Raw genomic sequence first — 25,744 nt, 5'->3', positions numbered from 1 at the left:
CTATTAAAGTCCGATGCTGGCCCGATAGAGCTTCAGCTGGCTTTCGCGGCCGATCTGGTCGGTGATCTTTTCCCAGGCGGCGGCAATCGCGTCCGCTGTCTCCTGGGCCGACTTGTACTGTCCGGCAAAGCCTTTCGCCAGTTCATCTTCCGCGACGGAGTAGTATTGGAAGATGCCGGGGATGCGCGGTTCGATCGCGGCGTTGGGATGGTTGTAGCTGTCGGCGTTCGAGCCGAGGTACTCCTCGATATAGGCGCGATCGTAGCCTGCCGCCTGCCACTCATCATAGTTGAAGTGTGACTGGCGATACGGCTGGAAGCCCGAAGGATAGGCAGACGTCCACAGCGAGAGGTCCTTGCCGCCGAGATGCGCGGCTGCCGACCAAGCGGCTTTGCGCTTCTTCTCGTCGTCGGAGACCCGTTTGGTGACGTAGACGCCCCAGCCGATATAGGCCATGTTCGGGGCTTCGTTGTATTTCTCTTCCCACTGGCCGGTCTTGCGGTTGTAAACGCGGTTGGAGCCGCGGTTGATGCCGAAGCCGACGACGTCGCCCACCACCGAGGTATCGGAGGTGCGGGCACTCGACCCCACGTCGCCCCACCACATCAGCATCGCGCCGGTGCCGGCGAGGAACTGCGAGAATGCCGTCACGCCCGGGTCCGCATTGATCTGGTCCGGGGGATAGGCCTTGGCCGCGATCAGGTCCATCACGTCCTGGATGGCCTGCACCCATGCCGGGTTGTTGACGAGCGGCTTCATGTTTTCCGGATCGAACAGCCAGGCGGGATCGCCCGGATATTTCGCGTAAGCCGTTGCGCGGTTCTCGATGAAGTAGAAGCCGAAGCCGCCCCAGCCCTTCAGCGGATCGAGGTAGCCATAGGCCGGCAAGCCGGTCAGCGGATCGGTCTTGCCGGCGAGGGCCTTGGAGATCTCGTTGACTTCCTGCCAGGTCTTCGGCGGCTCGCCGCGACCGGTGATCGAGCCTTCGCCGAAATAGTCCTTGCGGTAGGCAAAGGTATGGCAGTCGCCATCGATCGTGACGCGGTAGGTCTTGCCATCCCAGGTTCCGACCGGCTTCTTCAGGTAATCGACGAGGTCGTCGGCCTCGATCTGCTTGGCCACCCAATCCGGCATTTCATCGAGGAGCCCGCGTCCGGCCGTGTCGCCCTCAAACGGGGCGCCCATTTCGATGATGTCGAAGTCGACGGTTCCTGTCGCGATCGACTGCTGCAGACGGGCGTTGTAGTCGGCCTGGGCAAGGTCGATCCAGTTGATCTTGGCGCCCGTATAGGCCTCCCACGGCTTCAGGAAGCCGCGGAACAGGAAGTTGTGCAGGTTCTGGTTGTTGAGGCCCATGAAGGTCAGTTCAACACCCGCAAATTCGCCCGCAGCGACATTGGCCTTGGTCGGCTCGAGGCAAAGCTCGCCAACCTTCTGCCAGTCGGCATCCGTAGGCGCGCCCTTACCGACGCCGGGAATCTTGAGGATCTGCGCCCGCAGGTCGTCCGCGGCAAATGCCATTCCGGGGATGCCGCCCGTCATGCTCGCGACGCCCATGAGCGCCGCGGCGCTGGCGGTGCCGCGCAACACGTCACGGCGGCTCGCCTGGCGGCGCATCAATGCATCGTATATTTCGACTTTCATAAGAGCCTCCTCCACGTATTATTTTCATGGCCGCCCGAGGCGACCCTGCCGGTCTTGACATTGGCGCTGGCCACCGGCGGAACTATTTGCTAAGCAAGAAATGAAACGTTTCATTTCTTGCTTGAAACCGCTCCTCCTCGGTTTCGCCGTTGAGGATCAGGCGGCAAAAAGAAAATGTCAACAGCGAATGAAACGTTTCATGGGTGAGGGTCTGCGCGAAAGAATTCGGCACGGGTCAAGGGGCGATTTTTACCCCGAACCATGCGTGGAGCAGGGCAGGGGAATGCTCGGGAACGCCAGGTCGGAAGGCCGGCTTGAAAGGTCAGTGGGAGTGAGATGGCTGAAGTCAGGATTGCGAAGGCGCTGAAGGCTTACGGCGCCGTGAATGTGCTTCACGGCATTGATATCGCTATTGCGGACGGCGAATTCGTCGTGCTCGTCGGACCTTCCGGCTGCGGAAAATCGACTCTTCTGCGCATGATAGCCGGGCTGGAGAGCATCACGAGCGGGACGATTTCGATCGGCGGAAAGGTGGTCAACAACCTGCCGCCGAAGGACCGTGACATCGCCATGGTCTTCCAGAGCTATGCCCTCTATCCGCACAAGACCGTTGCGGAAAACATGGTCTTTGCGCTGCGCTTGCAGAAGCAGCCCGCCGAGGTGATCAAGCAGCGCCTGAAGGCGGCCGCGGAGACGCTCGATCTCGTTCCCTATCTCGACCGCTATCCGCGCCAACTGTCCGGCGGCCAGCGCCAGCGCGTGGCCATGGGCCGGGCCATCGTCAGGTCGCCGCAGGTGTTTCTGTTCGACGAGCCGCTGTCGAATCTCGACGCAAAATTGCGTGTCCAAATGCGCAAGGAGATCAAGGAGCTTCACCAGCGGCTGAAGACCACGACCGTCTACGTGACCCATGACCAGGTCGAGGCCATGACCATGGCGGACAAGATCGTCGTCATGCAGGGCGGCAATGTCGAACAGATCGGCACGCCGCTGGACGTGTACGATCGCCCCAACAACACCTTCGTTGCAACCTTCATCGGCTCGCCGTCCATGAACCTCCTGAAAGGCCAGTACCGGGCAGCCGGCAATGTCTTCGTCACCGAGGCCGGCGACGAGATCGAGCTTGGCTTCGAGCCGGAGGCGAAGGACGGGCAGGCCGCGCTGCTCGGCATCAGGCCGGAGCACCTGTCGCTCTCCGAAAGCGGCCTCGCGGCAACGGTCAATGTCACGGAGCCGACGGGATCGGAAACCATGGTGTTTCTGCGCTACGGCAACAGCGAGCTTGTCGCGGAATTCTCCGAGCGGCACGACTTCAAGCCGGGTCAGGAAATCTCCGTCGCAGCCCGCCCCGGAAAGCTGCACCTCTTCGATGCCCAGTCAGGCCGAACGCTGCGCCGGCCCTGACGCCGCAAGAGCCTGTAAAGACCGGCAGGCTGTCGGAAAACGGTCTCACCGAGAGCGGAATGCGCTCACAGGCGTTCGGGGACAGGCTGGCCGTCGCGGGGGACATGGCCACCCTCCTATGCCGGCTCTCCAGGCGAGCATTGCGGTCGCGCGGCATCGAGCCGGCAACAAATGTCCATGCGAAGATGGCGAGCAACTTCGAGCGGCGACGAAGGTCGTGGGGAATGAGCCGGCCGGGCGGGAGAAGCGTCATCGGAACGCCGTCTGTCTTTCGCTGAAGAGCCGGTTGAGAGAACGCCGGTAAGGCGTTGATTTTCTGCTATGGAGTGGCACGCCCAACGGGACTCGAACCCGTGTTTCCGCCGTGAAAGGGCGGCGTCCTAGACCGCTAGACGATGGGCGCCCAAGACAAGGCGGCTTATAGAGAGAGCTTCGGATTCCCGCAAGGGATCAAAAGCAATATTTTTCATTTTTTCGGGAAAACCTTGTGAATTCCGCCACCATCCTCTTTCGGAGGTAAAGCATCGCCGCGACGCTGATGGCTGGCGCGAAGTATCCGCAAGTATAGGGGAAAAAGATTGGCACGCCCAACGGGACTCGAACCCGTGTTTCCGCCGTGAAAGGGCGGCGTCCTAGACCGCTAGACGATGGGCGCATCAATGCGAAGTGCTACAGCGACTTTTGCGCGTCCGAGAACGTGCGGCGCTGTAAGACGAGGCGGCTTATAGAGAGGCCATGGGATTCCCGCAAGTGGCTAACCCCATTTTTTCCCAGAAAAATGACGGTGGGGCCGGCCGCGGTTCGTTCGGGCCGATCTCAACCCTTGCGCCGGCGGCAGCGCCAGTTCCAGTCGCGCTGCGGGCCGACGTCGATGTGCACGGATTCGGTGTGGCAATAGGTGCCGACGCCGCCGCGGCCGGGGATGCTGCGCAGGAAATCGGCAAGCTCCCATTTGCCGACGCCCTGAACCTGGATGTCGGCCGCCTCGCAACGCGTGTGGAGGGACTGCCGTTTGCTGTTGACCTTGATGGGACGCAGCCCGGACGTTACCATGACCTTGCGGCCGTAATGTCTTTCCACCGTCTTCAACATCTCCAGCAGCGCAGGCTTGAAGCAACCCGTCTCGACGGTTTCCGTTTGCAGGACAAGGCCGTTCGGCGCCAGGCGGGCAAGCCCGGAGACGCTCGCCACCTCGACCGGAGCGTCATCCTCATGCGCCTCCTGCTCCATGCTGAAGAGCGGGTTCATCTTGACGCCCGGCAGCGCCGTGTAGGCGAGGGAGGCGACCTGCGGCTCGCTCGCATTTTCGACCGTGATCGTTTTCCTCGCGCTTGCCTGCGCCTCGCGCTCGGCGTCTCCGCGCGAGCGTTCCTTGCGGTTGGGCGCGAACAGATTCGCAAGCGTCCAGGGCTTTTTCGCTTCCTGTTTTTCTCGTCCGGATTCACCCGAATCGGCGGAGTGCGCGGCGGCCTGAGGCGGCGATGCCGGCTCCTCGCCGGCGGCTAATGCGACCGGCTGCAGGGGAGGCGAGGCCGCGCCGGCGCGCGCGGCTTCCGCGCTCAGCGGCAACGGCACCGCTGAGGGAATGTCGTGCCCGGCCGCCGCTGGCGGCACCGCCGAGGCGGCCGCCGCGGTCTCTTCCGTGGCCGGCGCCCCATTGCTTGCGCCCTGCTGCGGAATGATGGGGGCCGCCGGCTGCCCGGTGCCGAAGAGGCTGTTGGTGGTCGCATTCATTGCCGGCTGCCCGCCGCTGCCGGTCGTCGTGCCCGTCGCCTGGTTCCCGTCGATAGGCGCCGCGCCCGGCGATGCCGTTGGTGCCTGGCCATAGATGCTCGCCGACGTGGCGTTAAGCGCGGTGCTCTGCATCGTCAGCCCCGGCTGCATCGCCGCGCCGTCCCCCCCGGCTTCGGCGGACGCGCCGACCGGCCGCGCCGAGGTTGCCGAATCGAGCGCCGGCACTTGCCCGTCTGGCGCGGCGCTTTCCTTGGGCGATTCGGTCGCCTGCAACTGCGCCGTCTGTTGCGAATTGAGGGGATCGATGGCGTCACTATCGGCGACGGCCGAGACGCAGCCGGCCAATGCGAACAGCGAAACGGACAATGCTGCCGCGCGCCCGACCGTCAGGATGCCACGGACCGATTCCAGAAGTTGCAACGCCTTATCCCCGCTCTCCATGCATGCTTGCGGCCTTCGCGGGCGCGCATGCATTAAGTTCCCTTTCCGAAGCGCCGCCTCGGAAGAGCAATGATCTTTTCACGCGGTGAGCAGATGGCTCGCCACGGGAAGGTCAGGCAAAGTAAAGGGCATTTCCCCGCAAGTGATGGCGAAGCAGAGCCCGTTTCAACATCTGGCGCGGCAAGGTAACGAACGCCGCCTGATTTGTAAACCTGCACTAACCTTATTCAGCTTCGCGGAAGATATGCGAAGGCCCGGCATCTACAGGGCACTTGCGTGTTTTTAGGGCGCACAAGGTCCGCTGTAGCATTTTGATTCGCCGCATGTTTTTATCCACGAACCGGACAACGATCCCAAGGAAACATGCAGCGGCGCCGCACGGGAAAGCCGGCGGCGCCATCGCAAGCTAGGCGGCGGTGATTGTGCGGAGCTTACCAGCTGCCGGTGTTTTCCATCGAGGCCCAGGGCTCCCGGGCCGGCAGGTGCTCGCCCTTCTGGAGAATCTCGATCGAAATGCCGTCGGGCGAGCGGACGAAGGCCATGTGGCCGTCGCGCGGCGGGCGGTTGATGGTCACGCCATTATCCATCAGGCGCTGGCAGAAGGCGTAGATATCGTCGACCTCATAGGCGAGATGGCCGAAATTGCGGCCGCCGGCGTAGTCCTCGGGGTCCCAATTATAGGTCAGTTCCAGGCAGGGAGACGCTTCGGCCTTCGCGCGGGCGAGATCGCCGGGGGCGGCGAGGAAGACGAGCGTGAAGCGGCCCTTCTCGTTCTCATAGCGGCGGATCTCCTCGAGGCCGAAGAGCCTGCAGTAGAAGTGAAGAGCCTTGTCCAGGTCTTTGACGCGAACCATCGTGTGCAGATAGCGCATAGGATTGTCCCTGTTTCGGAGAAGATGGCGTATACTTAAGCCATGGCAAGCTAGAGGCAAGGCTGCGTCTGCATAAACGTCCCGGACCAAAATACGTCGAGGGACTTGCGCATGCGCGGCGGGACGATGTTATTCTTGTCCATAAGAATCAGTTAACCGTGTCGAGTGTTGCGCGTAACGAGGGGCTGGGAGAATGGCGGACAGAACATCTTCGAAAGACGTCATCCACAATGACGACTTTGGCAACGACGCCCTTGACCTCATCGAAATTACCGGCGTTATCAAATGGTTCGACGTCGCCAAGGGGTTCGGCTTCATCGTTCCCGACAACGGCATGCAGGACGTCCTGCTGCACGTGACCTGCCTCCGGCGCGATGGTTACCAGACCGTCCTTGAAGGTGCGCGCGTCGTTGCCCTCGTGCAGAAACGGGACCGCGGCTACCAGGCCTTCCGCATTCTCTCGATGGATCAGTCGACCGCGGTGCACCCGTCTCAGCTTCCTCCGGTGAGGACGCATGTTCAGGTCACGCCGACAAGCGGGCTGGAGCGAGTTCTGGTGAAGTGGTTCAACCGCACCAAGGGATTCGGATTCCTGACCCGCGGCGAGGGGACGGAAGACATCTTCGTCCACATGGAAACGCTGCGCCGTTTCGGCCTGACCGAATTGCGGCCGGGTCAGGTCGTGCTTTGCCGTTTCGGCGACGGCGAGAAGGGGCTGATGGCGGCGGAGATCCATCCCGACGGCCCGACGCCGACCACCCGGTCGCACTGATGTCCGGGATTTGCGGCATTCTCGCAAGAAGCGCCATCTCGGCGCTTTTTTTGTTGTCCGTCCTCGTGACCTCGGTCGCCGCGGAGGTGTCCTTCGCGAAAGACAGGCTTCGGCTGATAACCGGGGACGGGCGGGCGCACGACCTTACCGTCGAGCTTGCGATCGATCCGGACCAGCGCGAGCAGGGCTTGATGTATCGCCGCCAGATGGCGCCGGACCATGGCATGCTGTTCGATTTCGGCGAGACCCGGCGGGTCATGATGTGGATGAAGAACACCTACCTGCCGCTGGACATGCTCTTCGTCTCGCAGGACGGGACGGTGCGCACCATCCACGAGAATGCCGTCCCGCTGTCGGAGGCGATCATCGATTCCAGGGAGTCCGTGGCGTACGTGCTCGAGCTCAACGCCGGCACGGTGAAACGCCTCGGCATCAAGCCCGGCGACCGGCTGCAAGGGGCGGGGATCGCGGCGCCATGAGCGCCCCGTCCGGCGACACACGCGGCAAAATTTGATGTTGCAGGCGAGGAGCGAAGCGTGTATCTCCGCCCTCATTGGTGCGGAGTGTAGCGCAGTCTGGTAGCGCATCTGGTTTGGGACCAGAGGGTCGGGAGTTCGAATCTCTCCACTCCGACCACTAATCTCCTGAAATCCTTGGTGTTTTTGTCGCCTGTTTCGCGCGCGAATGGCTTTTGCGGGCGCGCTGCGGGTAAAGGAAAAACGCAGCCCGGGCCTGCCGTTGCGGGTCCCGGCCGCGCGTCGACACATGTTTGAAAAGCTGCATTTTTCCGGCCGGAAGTCATTCCGTTTTAATTCATTCTGCGCTAAGGGAGTGGCGGATGACGAGGCGGGAAGCTGCCTCGCTGATGCATGATTCCCTGCGGCCGGCGTCGGGGCCGCGTCAAATTGTGTAGCCGATCAAGGCGCTGAGGTGGATAACGGGAGCCGTTCGAAACAATGTCCGCGAAGATCTATCGTCCCGCAAAGACAGCCATGCAGTCCGGCAAGGCCAAGACGCATCTGTGGGTGCTGGAGTTCGATCCGGAAAAGCCGCGCACGATTGACCCGATCATGGGATATACGAGTTCCGGCGATACGCGGCAGCAGTTGCGGCTCACGTTCGAAACCGCCGAACAGGCGATCGCCTATGCCGAGCGCAACGGTATCGAATATCGCGTGATCGCCCCGAAGGACGCAACGCGCAAGAATGTGTCCTACTCGGACAATTTCCGTTTCAACCGGATGCAGCCCTGGACCCATTGAGGACCATGGCCGTCGGCCAAGGGCTTGTGCCCGAACGGCCCCTTAGCTCAGCTGGATAGAGCACCTGCCTTCTAAGCAGGTTGTCGCAGGTTCGAGTCCTGCAGGGGTCGCCAAATACCTTCGTAACGTTTTGATTTCGTTGGTAGTCTCCCTAACCTTCGGGTTTGGTACGGGCGCCCGTTTTGTCCATTGCGCTCTTTGCCAGCGCCGACGCGGCAGCCTGAACTCAATCCTTCTTCGGTGGGTTTCGTCGCTCCAGCAATTGCTGGAAAATTTCGGCCTGTTTTTCGCTGGCCGATCGAATGGCGGCCAGGTGGTCGAGCATCGAGCCGAAGGCGACGAGGATCAGGCCGCCGGCGACCGCCGGAAAGGCCCAGGGGAGGATGGTGACGAGGGTTTTCATGTCGAGTGAAGGGACCAGTGTCATTGCCACTAAGGCGAGCGTGCCGAGGACGATGGCGCCGCCCAGGAACTCGAGAAATTTGCCCATCCTTCCTCCCGTTGTTTCGCCCTCCGCGTGCGCCCGCCGCCCCGAATTCAATAAAAACCCCGGCACGGCCGGGGTTGGGGCAAAGGCTCATGGCGGTCAGAACTTGACCCCGACGCCGACGGTGAACCGATGCTGGTCGAGATCGACATTGACGCCGCCGACGTCCTTGTCGCCAAAGTCGTTGTAGCGGTATTCGGCCCGGCCGAAGATATTGTCGGAGAAGCCGTAGTCGACGCCGCCGCCGATGGTCCAGCCGTTGAAGGTCTCCTTCTCCTTCGGCGCGCCGGCAACATCGACAAATCCGCGCGTCACCGCCCAGCCGCCGGTCCCATAAAGCAGAGCCCTGTCGTTCAGGGTGTAGCCGACGCGTCCTCGGAGAGATCCGGAGACATCCGTGCCGACCTCGGCGCTCGCGCCGGAGATGGTGAGGTCCTTGTCGTTCCAGTTGTAGCTGACATCGCCTTCGATGCCGACAAGCCAGTCCCCGTGCTGGAAGTTATAGCCGGCAAAGGCGCCGAACAGGCCGCCGCTGAAATTCTCCGAGGCGCTGTCGCCGGGAACGCTCAGGTCGCCGTTCAGCCAGCCGCCGCCGCCCTCAAGGCCGACATAGCCGCCTGTCCATACGAAGCTCGGCATCGTCTCGATGGCCGTCGGCGCGGGTTCCGGGGGCGGCGCCAAATCCGCGGCGTGGGCGACCGACACGAGGGCCGCGACGCCGAAGATTGCAACAAGCACATTCCTGATCATCACAGATGCCTCCTGTTGTGCCTCGGAGAGTAGCAACATATCGGAGGCGAGTCTGCGAAAAACAACGGTCGCGAACCGCTTGGCCTTGAAGGATGAAAAAAGAGGCCGGCGGAGTGGTCCCGGCCGGCCCGTCGCGGAAAATCGCGGAAAGGGGAACGTCTCGTTGCGGGCCTACTCTGCCGGCGCGGAGACCGATTGCCCTTCGATAATGCCCGAATGCCGCTCCGTGAATTGACATCGCGCGCAGAAAATTTGACGTTATGCGCATGATGGCGCTCGCGGTGGAACAATCGGCGATAGAGGCGGTGGTGGTGGTTCTGCCCGAATCGTCGATCATGTCGCTCGCCTCCGTCCTCGACCCCATGCGCGCCGCGAACCGGGTGGCGGGCCGCGAGGTCTTTCGCTGGCGACTGTTGTCGGCCGACGGGCAGGCGGTGCCGTTGACCTGCGGCGTTCCGATCGCGGTCGACGGCCGCTTCTCCCTGCCGCTTGGCGGCGATCTCCTTTTGGTGATCGGCGGCTTCAATCTCGAGAGGCATGCCGGCACGCGCTTCCTCGCCACACTGCAGGAATGCGCGCGCCACTTCGACATGGTCGCGGGGATCGAGTCGGGCTGCTGGCTGCTCGGACGTTCCGGGCTGCTGAACGGCCGCAAGGCCACCGCCCATTGGGAAGAGCTCGAAGACTTCGCCCGGGCCTTTCCGGAGCTTCAGGTCATCGGCGATCGCTTCGTCGCCGACGGCAAGTATTGGACCTCGGGCGGCGCGTCGCCGACCTTCGACATGATGCTGCACGTCATCGCCGAGAGACTGGGGCAGGCATCGGCGCTCGATGTCGCAAGCATCTTCGTCTACGACCAGATGCACAGCCCGACCGACGTTCAGCCTTTCGTCTCCCTCGGCCGCATCGAGGCGCGCGATCCGGAGCTTGCCGCAGCCATAAGGCTGATGGAGCGCACACTGGAGCGGCCGATGACCGTCGCGGCCCTGGCACGCCGGCTCTCGATTTCGCAGCGCAAGCTGGAAACGCTCTTCGCAAGGATCCTTTCCACCAGCCCCGGCGCCTATTACCTGCGCCTGAGATTGCAGGTCGCCCACCGCCTTGTGCGAGATTCCGGCATCCCGATGCGCGATATTGCGTTGCGCTGCGGCTTCGACAGCCTCTCGGCCTTCTCGCGCGCCTATCGACGCGAATATCAGGCAAGCCCGTTGAAGATGCGAAGCGCCAACCGTGCGGCAGGTGTCGCCTCGGCGAGGGATGGCAAACGGTGATGGTGACTACATCTGCCCGGCGCCCCAGTGTGCGCTCCGTCGGGCGGCGCTTACCTTTGCGCGTGCGATCCGGCAGCAGCTCCGGCCGTGGCGCAGGCTTCCTCAAATTCCTTGACGGTTTCGGCGCTGTTGTCTTCCGGGAGCACCGCGTCTGCGACCTCGGCCCTGTCGGCGGAAGCCGCGGCATCGCCTTCGTAGACATAGGACTGGATGTAATAGGCGATTTCACCCTTCCAGACCTTCCGTCGGTCTATCTGGCGGCAGGCAACGGCCGCCTCGAAATCGGCCTGCAGGTCGGCGACCGTGGCCGAGGCGGGGACGGCCGTCGAGGGCGCCACGAGCGAGGCGATCAGCAAGGCGGTGAACATGGCAGTGGCCCTCCGACTGACAAGGAAAAACGGCCGGTCGGTTTCCTTGGTTCCCCTCGATAGAGAACAATTCCGATTCGGGCGGAAGAGGGATTCTCGGCGGGACCGATTTTGATGAGGGATCGATGTGTATAGGCCACAGTCGCAGCCTTTGAAGCCCCTGACAGGACGGGAGGAGGATACCACCGGCGGCGCGCGAACACGCTGCCGGCGGAGAGAGCGCCCCGGCTTATTGGACGACCTGCACGACCGTGTAGGTCTTCGGGTCGACGATCACGCGCTGCTGGTTGATGACGGCATACGCGTAAGCGGGGTTCTCAGGAATCGGGGTCAGGACGACGTTGCGCGGCAGCGGCCGGCCGACGGCGATCCGTTCCCGGACCATAAAGGTCTGCGCGGGCATTGGCTGCTGGCGCACATAGGTCACGACGTGCCTCGGGGGCGGGGCGATGACCGCGCCGGCCACCAATCCGGCCGCGCCGCCGATGGCAGCACCTACCGGTCCGCCGATGATTGCGCCAGTAACGGCACCACCTGCGGCACCGGTCACAGCGCCTTCGTTGGCATGATTTGCAATAGCGGGCGCGGCAAACATGCCCGTTGCGATCGCGGAAACAATAATGATCTTGGCGTTCATCTGTCGTACTCCCTTGCTATGCACGAGGGAGAACGCTATTAGATTTGATTGGTTCCGGAATTTAATTAACACTCATGAAGTGTGTCTGCGTGTAATCCGTCGTTACTGCGGAAATACCTTGTAAGTACCTTAGGATGGCGAAAAAGGGTCGTTCCGGGACTTCCAGCGACGGCGCAAAGCCAGGCGACTCAATCCCGCAAATGAGGAAGGTCCCAGAGCTCGTCAGGGGGCGTTGGGGGCTTTGCTCTGGGACCATTTACGCCAAACGGGTTCTCCGAAGGGCGCTTCCTGAATACCACTATGCAGTGCAGGACGGATTCGGCAACCGGCCTAGGACCTTTGGCTGCGATTGTAGGACTAAGGTCCTAAAGGGCGCGCCATATCCAAGTCGTTCTTGCAAGTAGGCGGCCAAAGTCCCTCGGGCATTCAAGCCGTTGGCGCAAGGGAAAGTCGGGGCACTTCCAATCTAAAAGCCGGCGGTCTCACGCACCTCGATTGCCCCCATCCGAGCGAGCGAGTCCCGCTCCGCGATCTCCATTGCCTCTGCAAGACTCTTCGCTTCGATCAGCAGGAAGCCACCGAGATGCTCCTTCGTCTCTGCGAAAGGCCCGTCGGTCCAACTCGCCTTGCCGGCACGAACGCGCAATGTCTTGGCGGTCTTTGGATCGGCAAGAGCGTTGGAGGCGAGATAGTGGCCTGATCGTTTGAGTTCTTCATTGGAAGCGTGGGACTCCCGGTCGATCTCGGCCCATTCCTCCTTGCTGGCGGCATCAGCAAGAGTTTGATCGATGTAGAAGAGACAAAGGTAGCGCATCAGGGTCTCCATGGTCTTGTCGGTCGCAACTGGAGAACGCGATTCGACAAAATGAGAAAAACTGGAGTTCTGCTATCCAGCGGTGTAACCAGTGGCTTATTACTGTCTCTTCCTCGCTTCGCTTTTGCTTGCTCGTCATTCCCCAAGCCGATGTCACGGAGCAGGCGAGAGTCAAAACGCGAGTTGGCTAAAGCTTCGGCGGTACCTTCGCTGATGCTTCAGCAGCATCCAAACGGCTTGCAAAGCGCGCACGCCAATCAGGTGCGGCGACTGTATTTCGACTTGTTCGGAATGCTCGATGGCAGCCATACTTGTCTCTCCTTTGACGGGCTCACGGCGCTCCCTCTTAATCGAAGGGGATCGGCCGAAATCGACACGCCGGCTTTCTAGGCCCGAGCCTGTGAAAAGACGGTGCGCGCGATTGTGAGCAACTCGATCCTTGGATTCGAGCCGGCCGACCTGCAGGCTCAGTGAAGGTATTCCCGGACAATAGCATTGCTTCCCGGACGCAATGGTGCCTCAAGGATCGGGAACGTGAGTTGATGGGCCGGGCCGGGCGGATGGGCGCGGCTGAAATGGTCGGCGACCTCGGTGAGGCCGAGCTTGATTTTCGACGGCGCGGGCAGGGGCAAAGAATGGGATAGCGTCCCGGCGAAAACGAAAGGCCGAATCTTCCGCCAGGTTTTCCCTAGCGAGTCGGCGCCTGATTTTTTGTTTCGTCTTAGAAACTATATCGAACTGATTTTCTTGTATTTTTGGTGAGCGCGCAGGGATTCGAACCCTGGACCTACTGATTAAAAGTCAGTTGCTCTACCGACTGAGCTACGCGCTCCCGTGCCGTGCGTTGCGCGCCCGGCGGAAGTGGGCGGACATATGCACGCGCGCTTCGTGCCGGTCAACCCAAAAATTGCGATTCCCCGGTGGATATGGGCTCGGTTCCAAGCGCGATGCGAAGACCATTTTCCGGCGCGTCGGGTCTCGGGTCTCAACCCATGCGGCAAAATGATCGCCGAAAGGTGATTGGTTTCAAGGTATACATGCGGGTAAAGAAGGCGGCAAGCCGCGTGCCGGAGTTCTGAAACCTTGTCGATCGCCGATATTTCCATCTGGACTGCTGTTCTCGCGGGCGCGCTGTCGTTCCTGTCGCCCTGCGTCCTGCCGCTCGTTCCGCCCTACCTCTGCTATATGGCCGGCGTCTCCGTCGATCAGTATCGCGGCGGGGATGCCGCGGCGGTCGCGAGGACCCGCAGGGCCGTCCTGCCAACGGCGCTGTTCTTCACGCTCGGCTTTGCCACCGTCTTCGTCGCGCTCGGGGCAGGGGCTTCGTCGATCGGACTCCTGCTCCGGCAGCACATCGACCTCCTGTCGCGTATCGGCGGCGTCATCATCATCGTCATGGGGCTGCACTTCCTCGGCGTTCTCCGCATCGGCCTTTTGACCCGCGAGGCGCGCTTCCATGGGGGTCGGCCGGCGACACTCTCGGGGGCCTATATCATGGGGCTCGCCTTCGCCTTCGGCTGGACGCCCTGCATCGGCCCGGTGCTCGGCACCATCCTCGGCGTTGCCGCCGCGCGCGACACAGTCGCCGACGGCGCCCTGCTGCTCGCGATCTATTCGCTCGGCCTCGCCGTGCCGTTCTGGATCGCCGCCGGCTTTTCCGGCGCCTTCATGCGCTTCCTGTCGCGTTTTCGCCGCCATCTCGGCCTGGTCGAAAAGCTGATGGGGGGCTTTCTCGTTGCCGCAGGCCTCGCCTTCCTCTTCGGTTTCGTGAGCTCCGTCGCGATCTGGTTCCAGCAGACCTTCCCCGTCCTGTCGCAAATCGGTTAAGCACGCTCGAGCAGCAGCGCCGGGGAGGGATGATGGCGGAAATTGCAGGGCTGGTACTGCCGTTCTTCGGCCTCATCTTTCTCGGCTATCTTACGGCGCGTTTCGTCGATCATCCGGGCGAAGCGATGGGCTGGCTGAACACCTTCATCCTCTACCTCGCGCTGCCGGCGCTCTTCTTCAAGCTGGTCTCCCGCACGCCGATCGAAGAGCTCACCCGCGCCGATTTCATTCTGACCAGCGTCGGTACGACCTATTGCGTCTTTGTGCTGATCTTCGCGATCGGCCTCTTCCTGCGCCGGAACACGATCGGAGAGGCGACGATCCAGGGATTTGCCGCCGCCTATGGCAACATCGGCTATATGGGACCCGGCCTCGCGCTGCTGGCGCTCGGTGAGGCCGCTGCCGTTCCGGTGGCCCTGATCTTCTGCTTCGAGAACGCGGCGCATTTCACCGTCGCGCCTGCGATGATGGCTCTAACCGGCGGCGGCAAGCGGAAGCCGGCTGCGCTCGTGCTCGGCATCGCCCGCCGGATTGCGCTGCATCCATTCATCCTGTCGACATTTGCCGGTGTCGCTGCCGCCTTTCTTTCCGTTCAGCCGCCGCTGCCGGTCCAGAGGCTGATCGACTATCTGGCGCAGGCTGCCGCCCCTTGCGCCCTGTTCGCCATGGGCGTCACGCTGGCGCTAAGGCCGCTCAAGCGGATTCCGGTGGAGATCGGCTATATCGTGCCGGCGAAGCTCGTCCTGCATCCGGTTCTGATGTATCTGGCACTAAGCCTCGGCGGTGCCTACGATCCCGTCTGGGTGCAGACGGCCGTGCTGCTCGCCGCCTTGCCGACGGCAACGAATGTCTTCGTGATCGGCCATCAGTACAGCGTCTGGCAGGAACGCGCATCCGCAACGATCCTGATAACCACGCTGCTCTCGGTCGCGACGGTGACCGGTCTCCTCTATCTGATCCGGTCAGGCGCTCTTCCGGCTGATCTTTTCCCTTAGGCTCTCCTTGAGCGATTGCAGAGCGCTGCCCGGATGGATGCCTTCGCGCATCAGCAGGCCGCGCAGCGGACCGGCGGAGGAAAGAAGCTGCAGGCCGATTGCCCGCATCGCCTGCACGGGCAGGAAGCCGGAGAGCAGCGAACGGTTGAGGAGGTCCACGCTCGCCGTGCGGCTGACGATGTCCATGCGCCGGCGGCCGTCGAACCGGTCGCCGGTGTCCGCCGGCAGGCGGCTGCCGGAAGGCGGGCCGACGAGCTCGACAACGGTCATGACGTCGCGAAGGCTGAGGTTTAGCCCCTGGGCGCCGATCGGGGGGAAGGCGTGGGCGGCCTCGCCGACGAGCATGACGCGGCCCCTGCCGAAGCGGCGGGCCGTCAGGCCCGAGAGCGGAAAGGACTGCGGGGCGCCCTCGACCGCCACCTTGCCGAGGATCGACTCCATGCGGTACTCGATGGTTCGCGACAGCAGGTCCACCGGCAGCTTCAGCGTCTCCTCCGCATCGCGCGGCGTCTGGACCCAGACGAGGCTCGAGCGATTGCCGGGAAGCGGAACCTGGGTGAACGGGCCGCTTTCCGTGTGGAATTCCGTGGAGACGTTCTGATGCGGCAGTTCGTGGCTGAAGTTGAGGACCACGGCCGCTTGCGGGTAGGACCATGTGTGGACGCCGATATCCGCCGCCTCCCTGACCGGCGAGCGCCGGCCGTCGGCGCCGACGACCAGATCGGCCGTGATCGTGCTGCCGTCGCCGAGGCCGATGCGGACTTCAGTATCGGCGAAGTCGAACGTGGTCGCAGCCGCCGTCAGGCGCGTGAGCGTCGGCAGGGCCGCTTCGCGCCTTTCAAGAATCTCCAGGAAGGGCGCATTCGGTATGTTGTAGCCGAAGGCCTCAATCCCCACCTCGGAGGCGCGGAAATTGACCGGCGGCGCCCGCAACAGCCGCTTCGTCCCGTCGATGATGTGGATAGCGACGAGCGGCGCGGTCAGCGGCGCGACCTCGTCCCACAGGTCGAGCGTCTTGAGGTACTCGATCGACTGGTCCATGAGAGCGGTGGTGCGGCCGTCGGCGATCGCCGGCCTCGGCCCCACGAGCGCGACGCGATGGCCTTCGCGGGCAAGCGCGATCGCTGCAAGCGAACCGGCAAGCCCCGCGCCGATGATGACGATGTCGTAGTGACCCATGGCCGACAGGACCTCCCGTGCGGTTGCCCGCCCTTCCTTTGCTCTCTTGTTTCTGTTCTACCCGCTTAGCCCATTGAAATAAATGGGCTCAAATCAATTGAGCCGCATCGCTGCGTGTCCACAGGACAATGCCGCCGACGAGCCCGCGCGGTTGGAGATTTTGCTGGCGATGGCGCGCAAACGGTGCATATTACGGCGAAAGTTGGGCCGGCAGCGACAGCGGCGGTCGGCCGACGGCATGACGGGACCGATAAGGGGACAGGCGGCGTTCGCACATGAAGTTCTTCAATTACAGACGCGTTCCCTATGCCGAGATCCGCGCCTTCTCCGTGCACATCCTCACGGCGTCCGGCTCGTTTCTCGCCTTTCTCGGCGTCGTTGCCGCTGCCGAGCACCGGTTCGTAGACATGTTCTGGTGGCTCGGACTGGCGCTGCTCGTCGACGGCATTGACGGGCCGATCGCGCGCAAGGTCCAGGTCAAGGAAGTGCTGCCGAACTGGTCTGGCGACACCCTCGACAATGTCATCGACTACGTGACCTATGTGCTCCTGCCGGCCTTTGCGCTTTATCAAAGCGGCATGATCGGCGAGCCCTGGTCCTTCGTGGCGGCGGGGGCGATCGTCGTATCGAGCGCCATCTACTATGCCGACATGGGCATGAAGACGGACGAATATTTCTTCTCCGGTTTTCCGGTCGTCTGGAACATGATCGTCTTCACCCTCTTTGTCATCCGGGCGAGCGAAGTGACGGCGTCAATTGTCGTTTTCCTGTCGGTGGTGCTGACGTTCCTGCCGATCAATTTCCTTCATCCGGTGCGGGTGAAGAGGCTGAGGCCGCTCAATCTCGGCGTCTTCCTCGCCTGGTCGGCCCTCGGCATGTATGCGCTGCTGCTGCATTTCGAGACGCCGCCCTGGGTGGTCATTGGCGTCGTGGCGACCGGGCTCTATCTCTACGTCATCGGTTTCATCCTGCAGCTTTTCCCCGATCTCGGGCGCGCCTAGGGGATGGGGCGAGGCGGGAGCGGATTGCGCGCCGCGCTCCACGTCACCAGATCGATCACATCGTAAGGAGTTTGTCATGGCACAGGCGATCGTCGTTCGCGAACTCGGCGGACCGGAAGTTCTGAAGATGGAGGGCGTTACACTCGCGGCACCGGGCCCCGGCGAGGTGCAGATCCGCCAGGTGGCGATCGGCCTCAACTTCATCGACGTCTATTTCCGCACCGGCCTTTACAAGTCCGCGACCGGCCTGCCCTTCATCCCCGGCAAGGAGGGCGCAGGCATCGTGACTGCGGTCGGGGACGGGGTCGCCCTGTTCTCGGTCGGCGACCGGGTAGCCTATGCGTCCGCCGACGGCGCCTATGCGAGCGAACGCAACGTCGATGCGTCGCAACTCGTGAAGGTGCCTGACGGAATCGGCCTGGAGACCGCTGCCGCGATGATGCTCAAGGGCATGACCGCGCAATATCTCTTGAACCAGACCTTCGAGGTCGGTCCCGACACGACCCTGCTTTTTCATGCGGCCGCCGGCGGCGTCGGACTGATTGCCGGGCAATGGGCCAAGGCGCTCGGCGCAACGGTGATCGGCACGGCGGGATCGCAGGAGAAGATCGACCTGGCTCTCGCCCATGGCTACGACCACGTCATCAACTACCGCACGGAGAACTTCGTCACCCGGGTCAAGGAACTGACCGGCGGCCGCGGCGTCGATGTCGTCTATGATTCCGTCGGACGCGACACCTTTCCCGCTTCGCTCGATTGCCTGAAGCCGCGCGGCCTCTGGGTGAGCTTCGGCAATTCTTCCGGCGCGGTCGAGGCCTTCAACATCGGCATCCTGGCGCAGAAGGGCTCGCTCTTCGCGACCCGCCCGACACTCTTCAGCTATGTCGCGACCCGGCCGGCCTTGGAGGCATGTGCAAATTCCCTGTTTGATGTTGTGCAAAGCAACAAAGTGCGTATCAATATCAACCAGACCTATCCGCTCGCCGAAGCCGGCCTGGCGCATACGGATCTCGAAGCAAGAAAAACGAGTGGAACGACATTGTTGATTCCCTGACCGATGGGAATCGAAGAGGGGAAAGAGGGCGGCGTGCCTGTTAAGGGACAAATTGCGAGCGGTCCGCTGCTGGCCGTGAGCAAGCTCACGAAATTGTTCGGCTCGTTCACGGCCTGCAATGCAATCGATCTGCACATAGAACCCGGCGAAATCCACGCGCTGCTTGGCGAAAACGGGGCCGGAAAGTCCACCCTGGTGAAGATGCTCTTCGGCGTGCTGGCGCCGAGCGCCGGCGAGATCATCTGGCAGGGAGAGAATGTTCGCATCAACAGCCCCGGTGACGCGCGCAAGCTCGGCATCGGCATGGTTTTCCAGCACTTTTCCCTTTTCGAGGCGCTGACGGTCGCTGAGAACATCGCGCTCTCCATGGACCGGAACGTCTCGCTCACGCGCGTTGCCGAGGAGGCGTCTCGACTTTCGCATGTCTACGGGCTGCCGCTCGATCCGAACGCGCATGTCGCCGATCTCTCCGTCGGTGAGCGGCAGCGCATCGAGATCGTGCGGGCGCTGCTGCAGAATCCGCAGCTCATCATCCTCGACGAGCCGACCTCGGTGCTGACGCCGCAGGAGGCCGATCGTCTGTTCGAAACGCTCCGGAAGCTGAAGTCCGAGGGGCGTTCCGTCCTCTATATCAGCCATCGCCTGGAAGAGGTTCAACGCCTTTGCGACCGGGCAACAGTCCTGCGGCACGGCAAGGTCACCGGTGCCTGCGACCCGCGGGCCGAAACGCCGGCTTCGCTCGCGCGAATGATGGTCGGCAGCGACGTCGCTGTCGTCACGGCGGAGGGCACGAACACCAGGGGCGATGTGCAACTGGAGGCGCGGCACCTCTCCGTCGCAGCGCGCACGCCTTTCGCGGTGTCGTTGAAAGACGTCTGCCTCAAGGTCAGGTCCGGTGAGGTCCTGGCGATCGCGGGCGTCGCCGGCAACGGGCAGGGCGAACTTTTCGACGCGCTCTCCGGCGAATATACGGTGGCCGACGACAATGCCGTCCAGATCCGCCAGAGGCCGGTCGGAACCAAGAACATCAATGCGCGCCGCCTGATCGGTGCGGGCTTCGTTCCTGAGGAACGGCACGGACATGCCGCCGTCTCGACACTCTCGCTCTCCGACAACCTGGTGCTCGCGCGCCACCGGTCCGACCGGCGGGCCTTCCTTGGCGGCGGCTTGCTGAAGATCATTCGCCAAGGTGCGGTCAAGGCGGCGACGAAGCGGATTTCCGAGGCGATGGATGTTCGAAAGAGCGGCGAGGATCCGCCAGCCGGTTCCCTCTCGGGCGGCAACCTTCAGAAATTCATCGTCGGCCGCGAGCTCGACCGCCAGCCCGCCGTCCTCGTCGTCAACCAGCCCACCTGGGGCGTAGACGCAGGCGCGGCGAGCCGCATCCGCCAGGCCCTTGTCGATCTCGCCAGGGCCGGCTCCGCCGTGCTGGTGATCAGCCAGGACCTCGACGAGATATTCGAAGTTGCGACGGAAATCGCGGTGATCAGCGAGGGTCGCCTTTCCGATCCTTATCCGGCGCGCGAACTCTCGCGCGAGAAGATCGGTCTGCTGATGGGTGGCATTCACGGCGAAGCGGGAGCCGCCCATGCGCATTGAACTCGAAAAACGCGCCAAGGTCTCGACGCTGTTCTCGGTGCTTTCGCCGTTCATCGCCTTTGCGCTCACCATCGTCTTCGGCGGCATCATGTTCGCGTTGCTCGGCAAGAGCCCGGTGACGGCACTCTACAGCTTCTTTGTCGAACCGCTGATCGAGGTCTGGTCGCTGCATGAACTGGCGATCAAGGCCGCGCCGCTGATCCTGATCGGCGTCGGGCTTTCCGTCTGCTTCCGCTCCAACAACTGGAATATCGGCGCCGAGGGGCAGTTCATCATGGGGGCGATCGCAGGTTCGATCCTGCCGGTCGTCTTCTACGACTGGCAGTCGCCGCTGGTGCTGCCGCTGATGATGCTTTTCGGAATGATCGGCGGCGCGCTTTTCGCCGCCATACCCGCCTTTCTGAAGGCGCATATGAACACCAACGAGATCCTGACGAGCCTGATGCTGGTCTATGTGGCCCAGCTCTTTCTCGACTGGCTCGTGCGCGGCCCGTGGCGGAACCCGCAGGGCATGAACTTTCCCGAAACCCGCACCTTCGGGCCCGATGCGATCCTGCCCGAGATGCTCGCATCCGGGCGCACGCATTGGGGATTCGCCTTCGCGATCATCGCCGCCGTGCTGGTGTGGTTCATGATGCGCTACACGCTGCGCGGGTTCGAGATCACGGTGCTTGGGCAATCGGAGCGGGCCGGGCGCTTTGCCGGCTTTTCCTCGCGCAAGATGATCTGGTTCTCGATGCTGTTCTCCGGCGCGCTTGCCGGGCTTGCCGGCATTGCGGAAGTGAGCGGTGCCATCCAGCAGCTGCGGCCGGTGATCTCGCCCGGCTACGGCTTCACGGCGATCATCGTCGCCTTCCTCGGCCGCCTCAATCCGCTCGGCATCGTCGCCGCCGGTCTCGTCCTGGCGCTCACCTATCTCGGCGGCGAAGCGGCACAGCTTTCGATCGGCGTGTCGGACAAGGTCACGCGCGTCTTCCAGGGGCTGCTGCTGTTCTTCGTGCTGTCGTGCGACACGCTCATTCACTACCGCATCCGGCTCGTGTGGGAGCGATTCGCGGTTGCCAAGACGGATGAGGCGCACTGATGGGCATCATCGAAGCAATCCTCCTGAGCGTCATCACGGCCGCCACGCCGCTGGTGCTGGCGGCTGCCGGCGAACTCGTTGCCGAGCGCTCCGGCGTGCTCAATCTCGGCGTCGAGGGCATGATGATCATGGGCGCGGTCTCGGCCTTCGCGGCGACGCAGATCACCGGTTCGCCTTATGTCGGAATTCTCGCCGGTGTCGCCGCCGGATTACTGTTCGCGCTGTTCTTCGGTTTCCTGACGCTGACGCTCGTCGCCAATCAGGTGGCAACGGGACTTGCGCTGACGCTGCTGGGCCTCGGCGTGTCAGGCATGCTCGGCGAGAGCTTTCTCGGCATGCAGGGCATCAAGCTGCAGCCGATCGCGATCCCGCTGCTTTCTGAGGTTCCTTTCCTCGGCCCGCTCCTGTTTCGTCAGGACGCGATCTTCTATCTGTCGATCGCGATCGTCGCGGGCATCCACTGGTTCCTGTTCAGGAGCCGCGCCGGGCTGAAGCTGCGCGCCGTCGGCGACAGTCACGCCTCGGCGCACGCGCTTGGGGTCGACGTCATCCGCATCCGCTATCTCGCGGTCCTGTTCGGTGGCGCCTGCGCCGGGCTTGCCGGCGCGCAGCTGTCACTCGTCTATACGCCGCAATGGGTGGAGAATATGTCGGCCGGCCGCGGCTGGATCGCGCTTGCGCTCGTGGTCTTCGCCTCCTGGCGGCCCTGGCGGGTGGTCGCCGGCGGCTATCTCTTCGGCGCCGTCTCGATCAGCCAGTTGCATGCCCAGGCCTTCGGCATCGGCATCCCCTCGCAGTTCCTTTCCTCGCTTCCCTATGTGGCGACAATTGTCGTACTCATTCTGATATCGCATAACCGGCGGATGACCCTGATCAATACGCCGGCATCGCTCGGCAAACCGTTTGTGCCGGAACGGTGAACGACAAACAGACGGGCATTCTCAAACCGACAGAGGTCAAAAATGAAAAAACTACTCCTCGCCCTCGCAACGACAACCGCGGTGCTCGGCTTCGCAGCAGCCGCGAGCGCCCAGGAAAAAGCCAAGATCTGCTTCGTGTATGTGGGCTCCAAGACCGACGGCGGCTGGACCCAGGCACACGACATCGGCCGGCAGCAGCTCGAAAAGGAACTCGGCGACAAGATTGAAACGCAGTTTCTTGAAAACGTGCCGGAAGGTCCTGATGCGGAACGCGCGATCGAGCGTATGGCACGCTCCGGCTGCGGGCTGATTTTCACCACGTCGTTCGGCTTCATGGACGCGACGATCAAGATCGCGCAGAAATTCCCGGACGTGAAGTTCGAGCATGCCACCGGCTACAAGACGCTGCCGAACGTCGCGACCTACAACAGCCGCTTCTATGAAGGCCGCTACATCCAGGGTCAGATCGCGGCCAAGATGTCCGAAAAAGGCGTCGCCGGCTACATCGCTTCGTTCCCGATTCCGGAAGTGGTGATGGGCATCAACTCCTTCGTGATCGGCGCCCGGTCGGTCAATCCGGACTTCAAGATCAAGGTCATCTGGGCGAACACCTGGTTCGACCCGGGCAAGGAGGCAGATGCCGCCAAGGCGCTCATCGACCAGGGGGTCGATATCCTGACGCAGCACACCGACACGACGGCCCCGATGCAGGTCGCCGCCGAACGTGGGATCAAGGCCTTCGGCCAGGCTTCCGACATGATCGCCGCAGGCCCGAACACGCAGCTCACCGCGATCGTCGATACCTGGGGCGCCTACTACGTCAAGCGCACGAAGGCCTTCCTCGATGGCAAATGGGAATCGACCTCGAGCTGGGACGGCCTGAAGGACGGTATCCTCACCATGGCGCCCTACACCAACATGCCGGACGACGTGAAGGCGATGGCCGAGGCAACGGAGGCCAAGATCAAGTCCGGCGAGTTGAAGCCGTTCACCGGCCCGCTCAACAAGCAGGATGGCAGCCCGTGGCTGAAAGAAGGCGAGACCGCCGATGACGCAACGCTGCTCGGCATGAACTTCTACGTCGAAGGCGTCGACGACAAGCTGCCGCAATAAGCGCTAGCGGCGTAATCGCCGGCGTCCCGAGGGCGCCGTGACGGCAAACCCCGTGCTCCTCGCGCGGGGTTTGTCTTCTCATGCGCCATCCCCGGCGGCCAAGTCCCCGCAACGCTTTGAAGTGCTGATGATTTTCTCCTTAAATCGATTCCGATTCGGGGAATCATGCAGTAGTGTTGATTGGCGCTGGCGTGGTGAGGATGGCGTTTGGCGTTCCACTGTTGCGCGACGTGCCTTGCGCGTGGCAAGGAGGGGTATTCTTAGGGGAGACGGGGTTGAAAAGCCTGTTTGAGACCGTGATATCCGGCACGCCAAAGCGGACGAGCCATGCGCAGGTCGTGGACCAGCTCGGCAAGGCGATCGTTTCGGGTGAATTCCCGGTGGGCAGCATCCTGCCCGGCGATCCGGAGCTGGCGGCTCGTTTCCGCGTATCGCGAACCGTGCTCCGCGAAGCGATGAAAACGCTCGCCGCCAAGGGCATGGTGGTGCCGCGTGCCCGAATCGGGACGCGCGTCACGTCCCGGAAGGATTGGAACCTCTTCGACAGCGACATTCTGACCTGGCATTTCGCCTGCGGGGTCGATGAGGATTTCCTTCACCACTTGAGTGAAGTGCGCCTTGCCTTCGAGACGCATGCGGCGGCACTGGCGGCGAGAAATGCCACCGAAGCCGAAATCGCCACGATGATGCGGCTCGCCGTCGCAATGGGTGATGCCAGTCATACGGCGGAAACGCTTGCCGTGGCCGACCTCAAGTTTCATCTCGCCGTTCTTGACGCGTCCGGGAATCCGTTCCTGCGAACAGTCGGTAGCTTGATCGAAGCGGCGCTTGTCGGAGTGTTCAAGTTGAGTTCGCCGACCGATGAGAAGGGCGGCATTGACGAGGTCGCCCGCAATCACATCCGCATCGTCGAGGAGATCGGCAAGAGGGATGAGGTCGGCGCGCGTCAGGCAATGGAATATGTCATAAAATATGGGCGCGATCGGATCCAGAAGGCGTTCGACGTGGAAAGTGGCGGCAATTCCGACTTCGCCTGACGGGGCGCCACAACCGCCGCGCGACGCGGATCGCCAGACTATCCTTGCCCGCAGAGGCGTGTTGGCCTATCTGAGAGTCGTTCCTCAACCGGCGACCTTCCATGAGCGATGAACGGGGCCTATGTCCGAGCTTTTTGTCATTCTTATTCTGCTGCTTATCAACGCCTTCTTCGCGCTCTCGGAAATGGCAATCGTCTCGGCAAGCAAGCCGCTGCTTCGCCAGATGGTGAAGCAGGGAAACCTCGGCGCCGAGGCCGCGCTGCGGCTGGCCGAGGAGCCGGGGAAGTTTCTCTCCACGGTTCAGGTCGGCATCACGCTCGTCGGCATCCTGGCGGGCGCCTATGGCGGCGCGACGATCGCGGCGAAGCTCGCGCCGGTGCTGGACGAGATCGCCTGGGTGAACCCCTACGGCAATACGGTTGCCGTGGCGCTCGTCGTCACGCTCATCACCTTCCTGTCGGTCGTCATCGGCGAGCTCATTCCCAAGCAATTCGCACTCAGAAACTCGGAAGGCCTGGCGATTTTCGTGGCGCGGCCGATGACCTGGCTGTCACGCATAGCGGCGCCAGTCGTCTATCTGTTCGAGACTGCGGCGCGTTTGGCGATGCGCCTGATGGGCATGAGGGCCGAGGACCCCGATCATGTCACCGAGGAGGAGGTGCATGCGATCATGGCCGAAGGCGTGGAGAGCGGCGCGATCGAGAAGAGCGAGCACGAGATGCTGCGGCGCATCATCCGCCTCGGGGACAGAAACGTCAAATCGATCATGACGCACCGAACCGAGGTCAGTTTCATCGACGTCGCTGACGGCCCGGAAACAATCGCCCGAAAGATTCGCCAGTTCGGCCATTCGCGCTACCCGGTCATCGAGGGGCCGTCGGGCGACGTCATCGGAGCGGTGCTGGCAAAGGAGATACTCAACGCTCCGACGAGCAAGCCATTCGATATCCGCGACTATATCCGCGAGATTCTCACGCTGCCGGAGACGGCCTCGTGCCTGAAGGCGCTCGAAGCCTTCAAGGCGGCGAGCATCGACATGGCGATGATCGTCGACGAATACGGCAGCACCGAGGGAATCGTCACCACCGCCGACATCCTCGAGGCGATCGTCGGCGTCATCCCCTCCAATTACGACGATCTCGAACATGCCCTCATTCGCCGTCGCGAAGATGGAAGCTATCTCGTCGACGGACGCACGCCGATCGATGAAATCCACCTGCAGATCGGCATAGAAGGCATCGAGTCCGACGGCGATTTCGAGACGATAGCCGGTTTCCTGGTGCAGCAATTGCGCAAGACCCCGGAGGAGGGCGATGCGGCCGAGGCGCATGGCTACCGCTTCGAGGTGATCGACATGGACGGCCGCCGCATCGACAAGATCCTCGTCAGCCGAAGCAGCGAAGGCGCGGCCTGACGGTCGACGCGGCGCGGGCAATGGCCGCAAAGCCGAAAACGGGTCAGATATACGGTTCGACGTCA

At 62.8% G+C, this 25,744-nt stretch carries 25 protein-coding genes and 5 tRNA genes; 17 read left to right on the top strand and 13 right to left on the bottom strand.

What is annotated here, in order from left to right:
• Positions 1 to 3: 3 nt before the first annotated feature.
• Entirely contained in the window at positions 4 to 1,644 is a 1,641-nt protein-coding gene (locus ATB98_RS12690) for an extracellular solute-binding protein (protein WP_066874110.1), read from the bottom strand.
• A 336-nt stretch (positions 1,645 to 1,980) separates the two neighbouring features.
• Here ATB98_RS12690 and ATB98_RS12685 point away from each other — a divergent pair, with 336 nt between their 5' ends.
• The gene (locus tag ATB98_RS12685; protein ID WP_066874108.1) at positions 1,981 to 3,048 is read left to right on the top strand and encodes an ABC transporter ATP-binding protein; all 1,068 of its coding nucleotides are present in this window, start codon (positions 1,981 to 1,983) and stop codon (positions 3,046 to 3,048) included.
• 327 nt (positions 3,049 to 3,375) lie between these two features.
• On the opposite strand, the gene ATB98_RS12680 is transcribed toward ATB98_RS12685, so the two are convergent.
• The 4 genes from ATB98_RS12680 to ATB98_RS12665 form a co-directional block, all read right to left on the bottom strand.
• Positions 3,376 to 3,451: transfer RNA gene (locus ATB98_RS12680), tRNA-Glu, on the bottom strand.
• Positions 3,452 to 3,627: 176 nt separating this feature from the next.
• Positions 3,628 to 3,703 (bottom strand) — tRNA-Glu (locus tag ATB98_RS12675).
• Positions 3,704 to 3,864: 161 nt separating this feature from the next.
• Complete coding sequence (locus ATB98_RS12670; RefSeq protein WP_066874106.1) at positions 3,865 to 5,202, bottom strand: YcbK family protein; 1,338 nt, start codon at positions 5,200 to 5,202, stop codon at positions 3,865 to 3,867.
• A 452-nt stretch (positions 5,203 to 5,654) separates the two neighbouring features.
• Complete coding sequence (locus ATB98_RS12665; RefSeq protein WP_066874104.1) at positions 5,655 to 6,095, bottom strand: VOC family protein; 441 nt, start codon at positions 6,093 to 6,095, stop codon at positions 5,655 to 5,657.
• Between the two features lie 193 nt (positions 6,096 to 6,288).
• Here ATB98_RS12665 and ATB98_RS12660 point away from each other — a divergent pair, with 193 nt between their 5' ends.
• The 5 genes from ATB98_RS12660 to ATB98_RS12640 all read left to right on the top strand — a co-directional run bounded on the left by ATB98_RS12660 (position 6,289) and on the right by ATB98_RS12640 (position 8,242).
• Complete coding sequence (locus ATB98_RS12660; protein ID WP_066874103.1) at positions 6,289 to 6,867, top strand: cold-shock protein; 579 nt, start codon at positions 6,289 to 6,291, stop codon at positions 6,865 to 6,867.
• Positions 6,867 to 7,346 (top strand): DUF192 domain-containing protein, encoded by a 480-nt coding sequence (locus ATB98_RS12655; RefSeq protein WP_066874101.1) that lies wholly within the window; start codon positions 6,867 to 6,869, stop codon positions 7,344 to 7,346. Before ATB98_RS12660 ends, ATB98_RS12655 begins: the two co-directional genes overlap by 1 nt.
• 80 nt (positions 7,347 to 7,426) lie before the next feature.
• Positions 7,427 to 7,503, top strand: a tRNA-Pro gene (locus ATB98_RS12650).
• Positions 7,504 to 7,823: 320 nt separating this feature from the next.
• Positions 7,824 to 8,129 (top strand): ETC complex I subunit, encoded by a 306-nt coding sequence (locus ATB98_RS12645; protein ID WP_066874100.1) that lies wholly within the window; start codon positions 7,824 to 7,826, stop codon positions 8,127 to 8,129.
• A 36-nt stretch (positions 8,130 to 8,165) separates the two neighbouring features.
• Positions 8,166 to 8,242: transfer RNA gene (locus tag ATB98_RS12640), tRNA-Arg, on the top strand.
• 113 nt (positions 8,243 to 8,355) lie between these two features.
• Here the strand turns inward: ATB98_RS12640 and ATB98_RS12635 are convergent.
• Together ATB98_RS12635 and ATB98_RS12630 are read right to left on the bottom strand one after the other, a co-directional pair.
• On the bottom strand, positions 8,356 to 8,619 hold the full coding sequence (locus ATB98_RS12635; RefSeq protein ID WP_066874097.1) for a hypothetical protein: 264 nt from the start codon (positions 8,617 to 8,619) through the stop codon (positions 8,356 to 8,358).
• 96 nt (positions 8,620 to 8,715) lie between these two features.
• Complete coding sequence (locus ATB98_RS12630) at positions 8,716 to 9,366, bottom strand: outer membrane protein (RefSeq protein WP_066874095.1); 651 nt, start codon at positions 9,364 to 9,366, stop codon at positions 8,716 to 8,718.
• A 260-nt stretch (positions 9,367 to 9,626) separates the two neighbouring features.
• On the opposite strand from ATB98_RS12630, the gene ATB98_RS12625 reads away from it, so the two are divergent.
• Complete coding sequence (locus ATB98_RS12625; RefSeq protein WP_066874092.1) at positions 9,627 to 10,637, top strand: GlxA family transcriptional regulator; 1,011 nt, start codon at positions 9,627 to 9,629, stop codon at positions 10,635 to 10,637.
• Positions 10,638 to 10,687: 50 nt separating this feature from the next.
• Here ATB98_RS12625 and ATB98_RS12620 read toward each other — a convergent pair whose 3' ends face one another.
• The 5 genes from ATB98_RS12620 to ATB98_RS12605 all read right to left on the bottom strand — a co-directional run bounded on the left by ATB98_RS12620 (position 10,688) and on the right by ATB98_RS12605 (position 13,288).
• Positions 10,688 to 11,005 carry a hypothetical protein gene (locus ATB98_RS12620; RefSeq protein WP_066874091.1) on the bottom strand — a complete coding sequence of 106 codons (318 nt, stop codon included), beginning with the start codon at positions 11,003 to 11,005 and terminating at the stop codon, positions 10,688 to 10,690.
• Positions 11,006 to 11,234: 229 nt separating this feature from the next.
• Positions 11,235 to 11,642 (bottom strand): DUF1236 domain-containing protein, encoded by a 408-nt coding sequence (locus tag ATB98_RS12615; RefSeq protein WP_066874088.1) that lies wholly within the window; start codon positions 11,640 to 11,642, stop codon positions 11,235 to 11,237.
• A gap of 466 nt (positions 11,643 to 12,108) precedes the next feature.
• On the bottom strand, positions 12,109 to 12,456 hold the full coding sequence (locus ATB98_RS12610; RefSeq protein WP_066874086.1) for a YciI family protein: 348 nt from the start codon (positions 12,454 to 12,456) through the stop codon (positions 12,109 to 12,111).
• 171 nt (positions 12,457 to 12,627) lie between these two features.
• Positions 12,628 to 12,765: a hypothetical protein gene (locus ATB98_RS28935; protein ID WP_153435529.1), complete on the bottom strand. Its 138-nt coding sequence runs from the start codon at positions 12,763 to 12,765 to the stop codon at positions 12,628 to 12,630.
• 447 nt (positions 12,766 to 13,212) lie between these two features.
• Positions 13,213 to 13,288: transfer RNA gene (locus tag ATB98_RS12605), tRNA-Lys, on the bottom strand.
• A 251-nt stretch (positions 13,289 to 13,539) separates the two neighbouring features.
• Here ATB98_RS12605 and ATB98_RS12600 point away from each other — a divergent pair.
• Both ATB98_RS12600 and ATB98_RS12595 read left to right on the top strand, forming a co-directional pair.
• The gene (locus tag ATB98_RS12600) at positions 13,540 to 14,283 is read left to right on the top strand and encodes a cytochrome c biogenesis CcdA family protein (protein ID WP_066874084.1); all 744 of its coding nucleotides are present in this window, start codon (positions 13,540 to 13,542) and stop codon (positions 14,281 to 14,283) included.
• A gap of 32 nt (positions 14,284 to 14,315) precedes the next feature.
• Positions 14,316 to 15,278: an AEC family transporter gene (locus tag ATB98_RS12595; protein WP_066874082.1), complete on the top strand. Its 963-nt coding sequence runs from the start codon at positions 14,316 to 14,318 to the stop codon at positions 15,276 to 15,278.
• Here ATB98_RS12595 and ATB98_RS12590 read toward each other — a convergent pair.
• Entirely contained in the window at positions 15,246 to 16,457 is a 1,212-nt protein-coding gene (locus ATB98_RS12590; protein ID WP_066874080.1) for a UbiH/UbiF family hydroxylase, read from the bottom strand. The genes ATB98_RS12595 and ATB98_RS12590 overlap by 33 nt on opposite strands.
• 275 nt (positions 16,458 to 16,732) lie before the next feature.
• Here ATB98_RS12590 and pcsA point away from each other — a divergent pair, with 275 nt between their 5' ends.
• The 8 genes from pcsA to ATB98_RS12550 all read left to right on the top strand — a co-directional run bounded on the left by pcsA (position 16,733) and on the right by ATB98_RS12550 (position 25,679).
• Complete coding sequence (gene pcsA / locus ATB98_RS12585) at positions 16,733 to 17,458, top strand: phosphatidylcholine synthase (RefSeq protein ID WP_066874078.1); 726 nt, start codon at positions 16,733 to 16,735, stop codon at positions 17,456 to 17,458.
• A 76-nt stretch (positions 17,459 to 17,534) separates the two neighbouring features.
• Entirely contained in the window at positions 17,535 to 18,512 is a 978-nt protein-coding gene (locus ATB98_RS12580; RefSeq protein ID WP_066874076.1) for a quinone oxidoreductase family protein, read from the top strand.
• Between the two features lie 33 nt (positions 18,513 to 18,545).
• Positions 18,546 to 20,111, top strand: coding sequence for an ABC transporter ATP-binding protein (locus ATB98_RS12575; RefSeq protein ID WP_066874387.1), 1,566 nt, complete (start codon positions 18,546 to 18,548; stop codon positions 20,109 to 20,111).
• Positions 20,101 to 21,195 (top strand): ABC transporter permease, encoded by a 1,095-nt coding sequence (locus ATB98_RS12570; protein WP_066874074.1) that lies wholly within the window; start codon positions 20,101 to 20,103, stop codon positions 21,193 to 21,195. Before ATB98_RS12575 ends, ATB98_RS12570 begins: the two co-directional genes overlap by 11 nt.
• On the top strand, positions 21,195 to 22,115 hold the full coding sequence (locus ATB98_RS12565; RefSeq protein WP_066874072.1) for an ABC transporter permease: 921 nt from the start codon (positions 21,195 to 21,197) through the stop codon (positions 22,113 to 22,115). The genes ATB98_RS12570 and ATB98_RS12565 overlap by 1 nt, the downstream gene beginning before the upstream one ends.
• Positions 22,116 to 22,157: 42 nt before the next feature.
• Positions 22,158 to 23,228, top strand: a complete 1,071-nt coding sequence (locus ATB98_RS12560) for a BMP family ABC transporter substrate-binding protein (RefSeq protein WP_066874070.1) — start codon at positions 22,158 to 22,160, stop codon at positions 23,226 to 23,228.
• A 275-nt stretch (positions 23,229 to 23,503) separates the two neighbouring features.
• Entirely contained in the window at positions 23,504 to 24,265 is a 762-nt protein-coding gene (locus tag ATB98_RS12555) for a FadR/GntR family transcriptional regulator (protein WP_066874068.1), read from the top strand.
• 121 nt (positions 24,266 to 24,386) lie between these two features.
• Complete coding sequence (locus ATB98_RS12550; protein ID WP_066874066.1) at positions 24,387 to 25,679, top strand: hemolysin family protein; 1,293 nt, start codon at positions 24,387 to 24,389, stop codon at positions 25,677 to 25,679.
• Positions 25,680 to 25,744 lie beyond the last annotated feature (65 nt).

This window comes from Sinorhizobium saheli (genome assembly GCF_001651875.1).
Classification (GTDB): Bacteria; Pseudomonadota; Alphaproteobacteria; order Rhizobiales; family Rhizobiaceae; genus Sinorhizobium; species Sinorhizobium saheli.
The sequence above is the reverse complement of the archived record's forward strand: the minus strand, read 5'-3'. Positions and strand labels throughout refer to the sequence as shown.

Bases quoted from the DNA above. Each gene is read 5' to 3' on its own strand.
- ATB98_RS12560 (WP_066874070.1), top strand. From the start codon at position 22,158: ATGAAAAAACTACTCCTCGCCCTCGCAACGACAACCGCGGTGCTCGGC.
- ATB98_RS28935 (WP_153435529.1), bottom strand. From the start codon at position 12,765: ATGGCTGCCATCGAGCATTCCGAACAAGTCGAAATACAGTCGCCGCAC.
- ATB98_RS12645 (WP_066874100.1), top strand. From the start codon at position 7,824: ATGTCCGCGAAGATCTATCGTCCCGCAAAGACAGCCATGCAGTCCGGC.
- pcsA (WP_066874078.1), top strand. From the start codon at position 16,733: ATGAAGTTCTTCAATTACAGACGCGTTCCCTATGCCGAGATCCGCGCC.
- ATB98_RS12660 (WP_066874103.1), top strand. From the start codon at position 6,289: ATGGCGGACAGAACATCTTCGAAAGACGTCATCCACAATGACGACTTT.
- ATB98_RS12625 (WP_066874092.1), top strand. From the start codon at position 9,627: ATGCGCATGATGGCGCTCGCGGTGGAACAATCGGCGATAGAGGCGGTG.
- ATB98_RS12570 (WP_066874074.1), top strand. From the start codon at position 20,101: ATGCGCATTGAACTCGAAAAACGCGCCAAGGTCTCGACGCTGTTCTCG.
- ATB98_RS12655 (WP_066874101.1), top strand. From the start codon at position 6,867: ATGTCCGGGATTTGCGGCATTCTCGCAAGAAGCGCCATCTCGGCGCTT.
- ATB98_RS12685 (WP_066874108.1), top strand. From the start codon at position 1,981: ATGGCTGAAGTCAGGATTGCGAAGGCGCTGAAGGCTTACGGCGCCGTG.
- ATB98_RS12595 (WP_066874082.1), top strand. From the start codon at position 14,316: ATGGCGGAAATTGCAGGGCTGGTACTGCCGTTCTTCGGCCTCATCTTT.
- ATB98_RS12690 (WP_066874110.1), bottom strand. From the start codon at position 1,644: ATGAAAGTCGAAATATACGATGCATTGATGCGCCGCCAGGCGAGCCGC.
- ATB98_RS12565 (WP_066874072.1), top strand. From the start codon at position 21,195: ATGGGCATCATCGAAGCAATCCTCCTGAGCGTCATCACGGCCGCCACG.
- ATB98_RS12580 (WP_066874076.1), top strand. From the start codon at position 17,535: ATGGCACAGGCGATCGTCGTTCGCGAACTCGGCGGACCGGAAGTTCTG.
- ATB98_RS12630 (WP_066874095.1), bottom strand. From the start codon at position 9,366: ATGATCAGGAATGTGCTTGTTGCAATCTTCGGCGTCGCGGCCCTCGTG.
- ATB98_RS12635 (WP_066874097.1), bottom strand. From the start codon at position 8,619: ATGGGCAAATTTCTCGAGTTCCTGGGCGGCGCCATCGTCCTCGGCACG.
- ATB98_RS12620 (WP_066874091.1), bottom strand. From the start codon at position 11,005: ATGTTCACCGCCTTGCTGATCGCCTCGCTCGTGGCGCCCTCGACGGCC.
- ATB98_RS12615 (WP_066874088.1), bottom strand. From the start codon at position 11,642: ATGAACGCCAAGATCATTATTGTTTCCGCGATCGCAACGGGCATGTTT.
- ATB98_RS12665 (WP_066874104.1), bottom strand. From the start codon at position 6,095: ATGCGCTATCTGCACACGATGGTTCGCGTCAAAGACCTGGACAAGGCT.
- ATB98_RS12550 (WP_066874066.1), top strand. From the start codon at position 24,387: ATGTCCGAGCTTTTTGTCATTCTTATTCTGCTGCTTATCAACGCCTTC.
- ATB98_RS12610 (WP_066874086.1), bottom strand. From the start codon at position 12,456: ATGCGCTACCTTTGTCTCTTCTACATCGATCAAACTCTTGCTGATGCC.
- ATB98_RS12590 (WP_066874080.1), bottom strand. From the start codon at position 16,457: ATGGGTCACTACGACATCGTCATCATCGGCGCGGGGCTTGCCGGTTCG.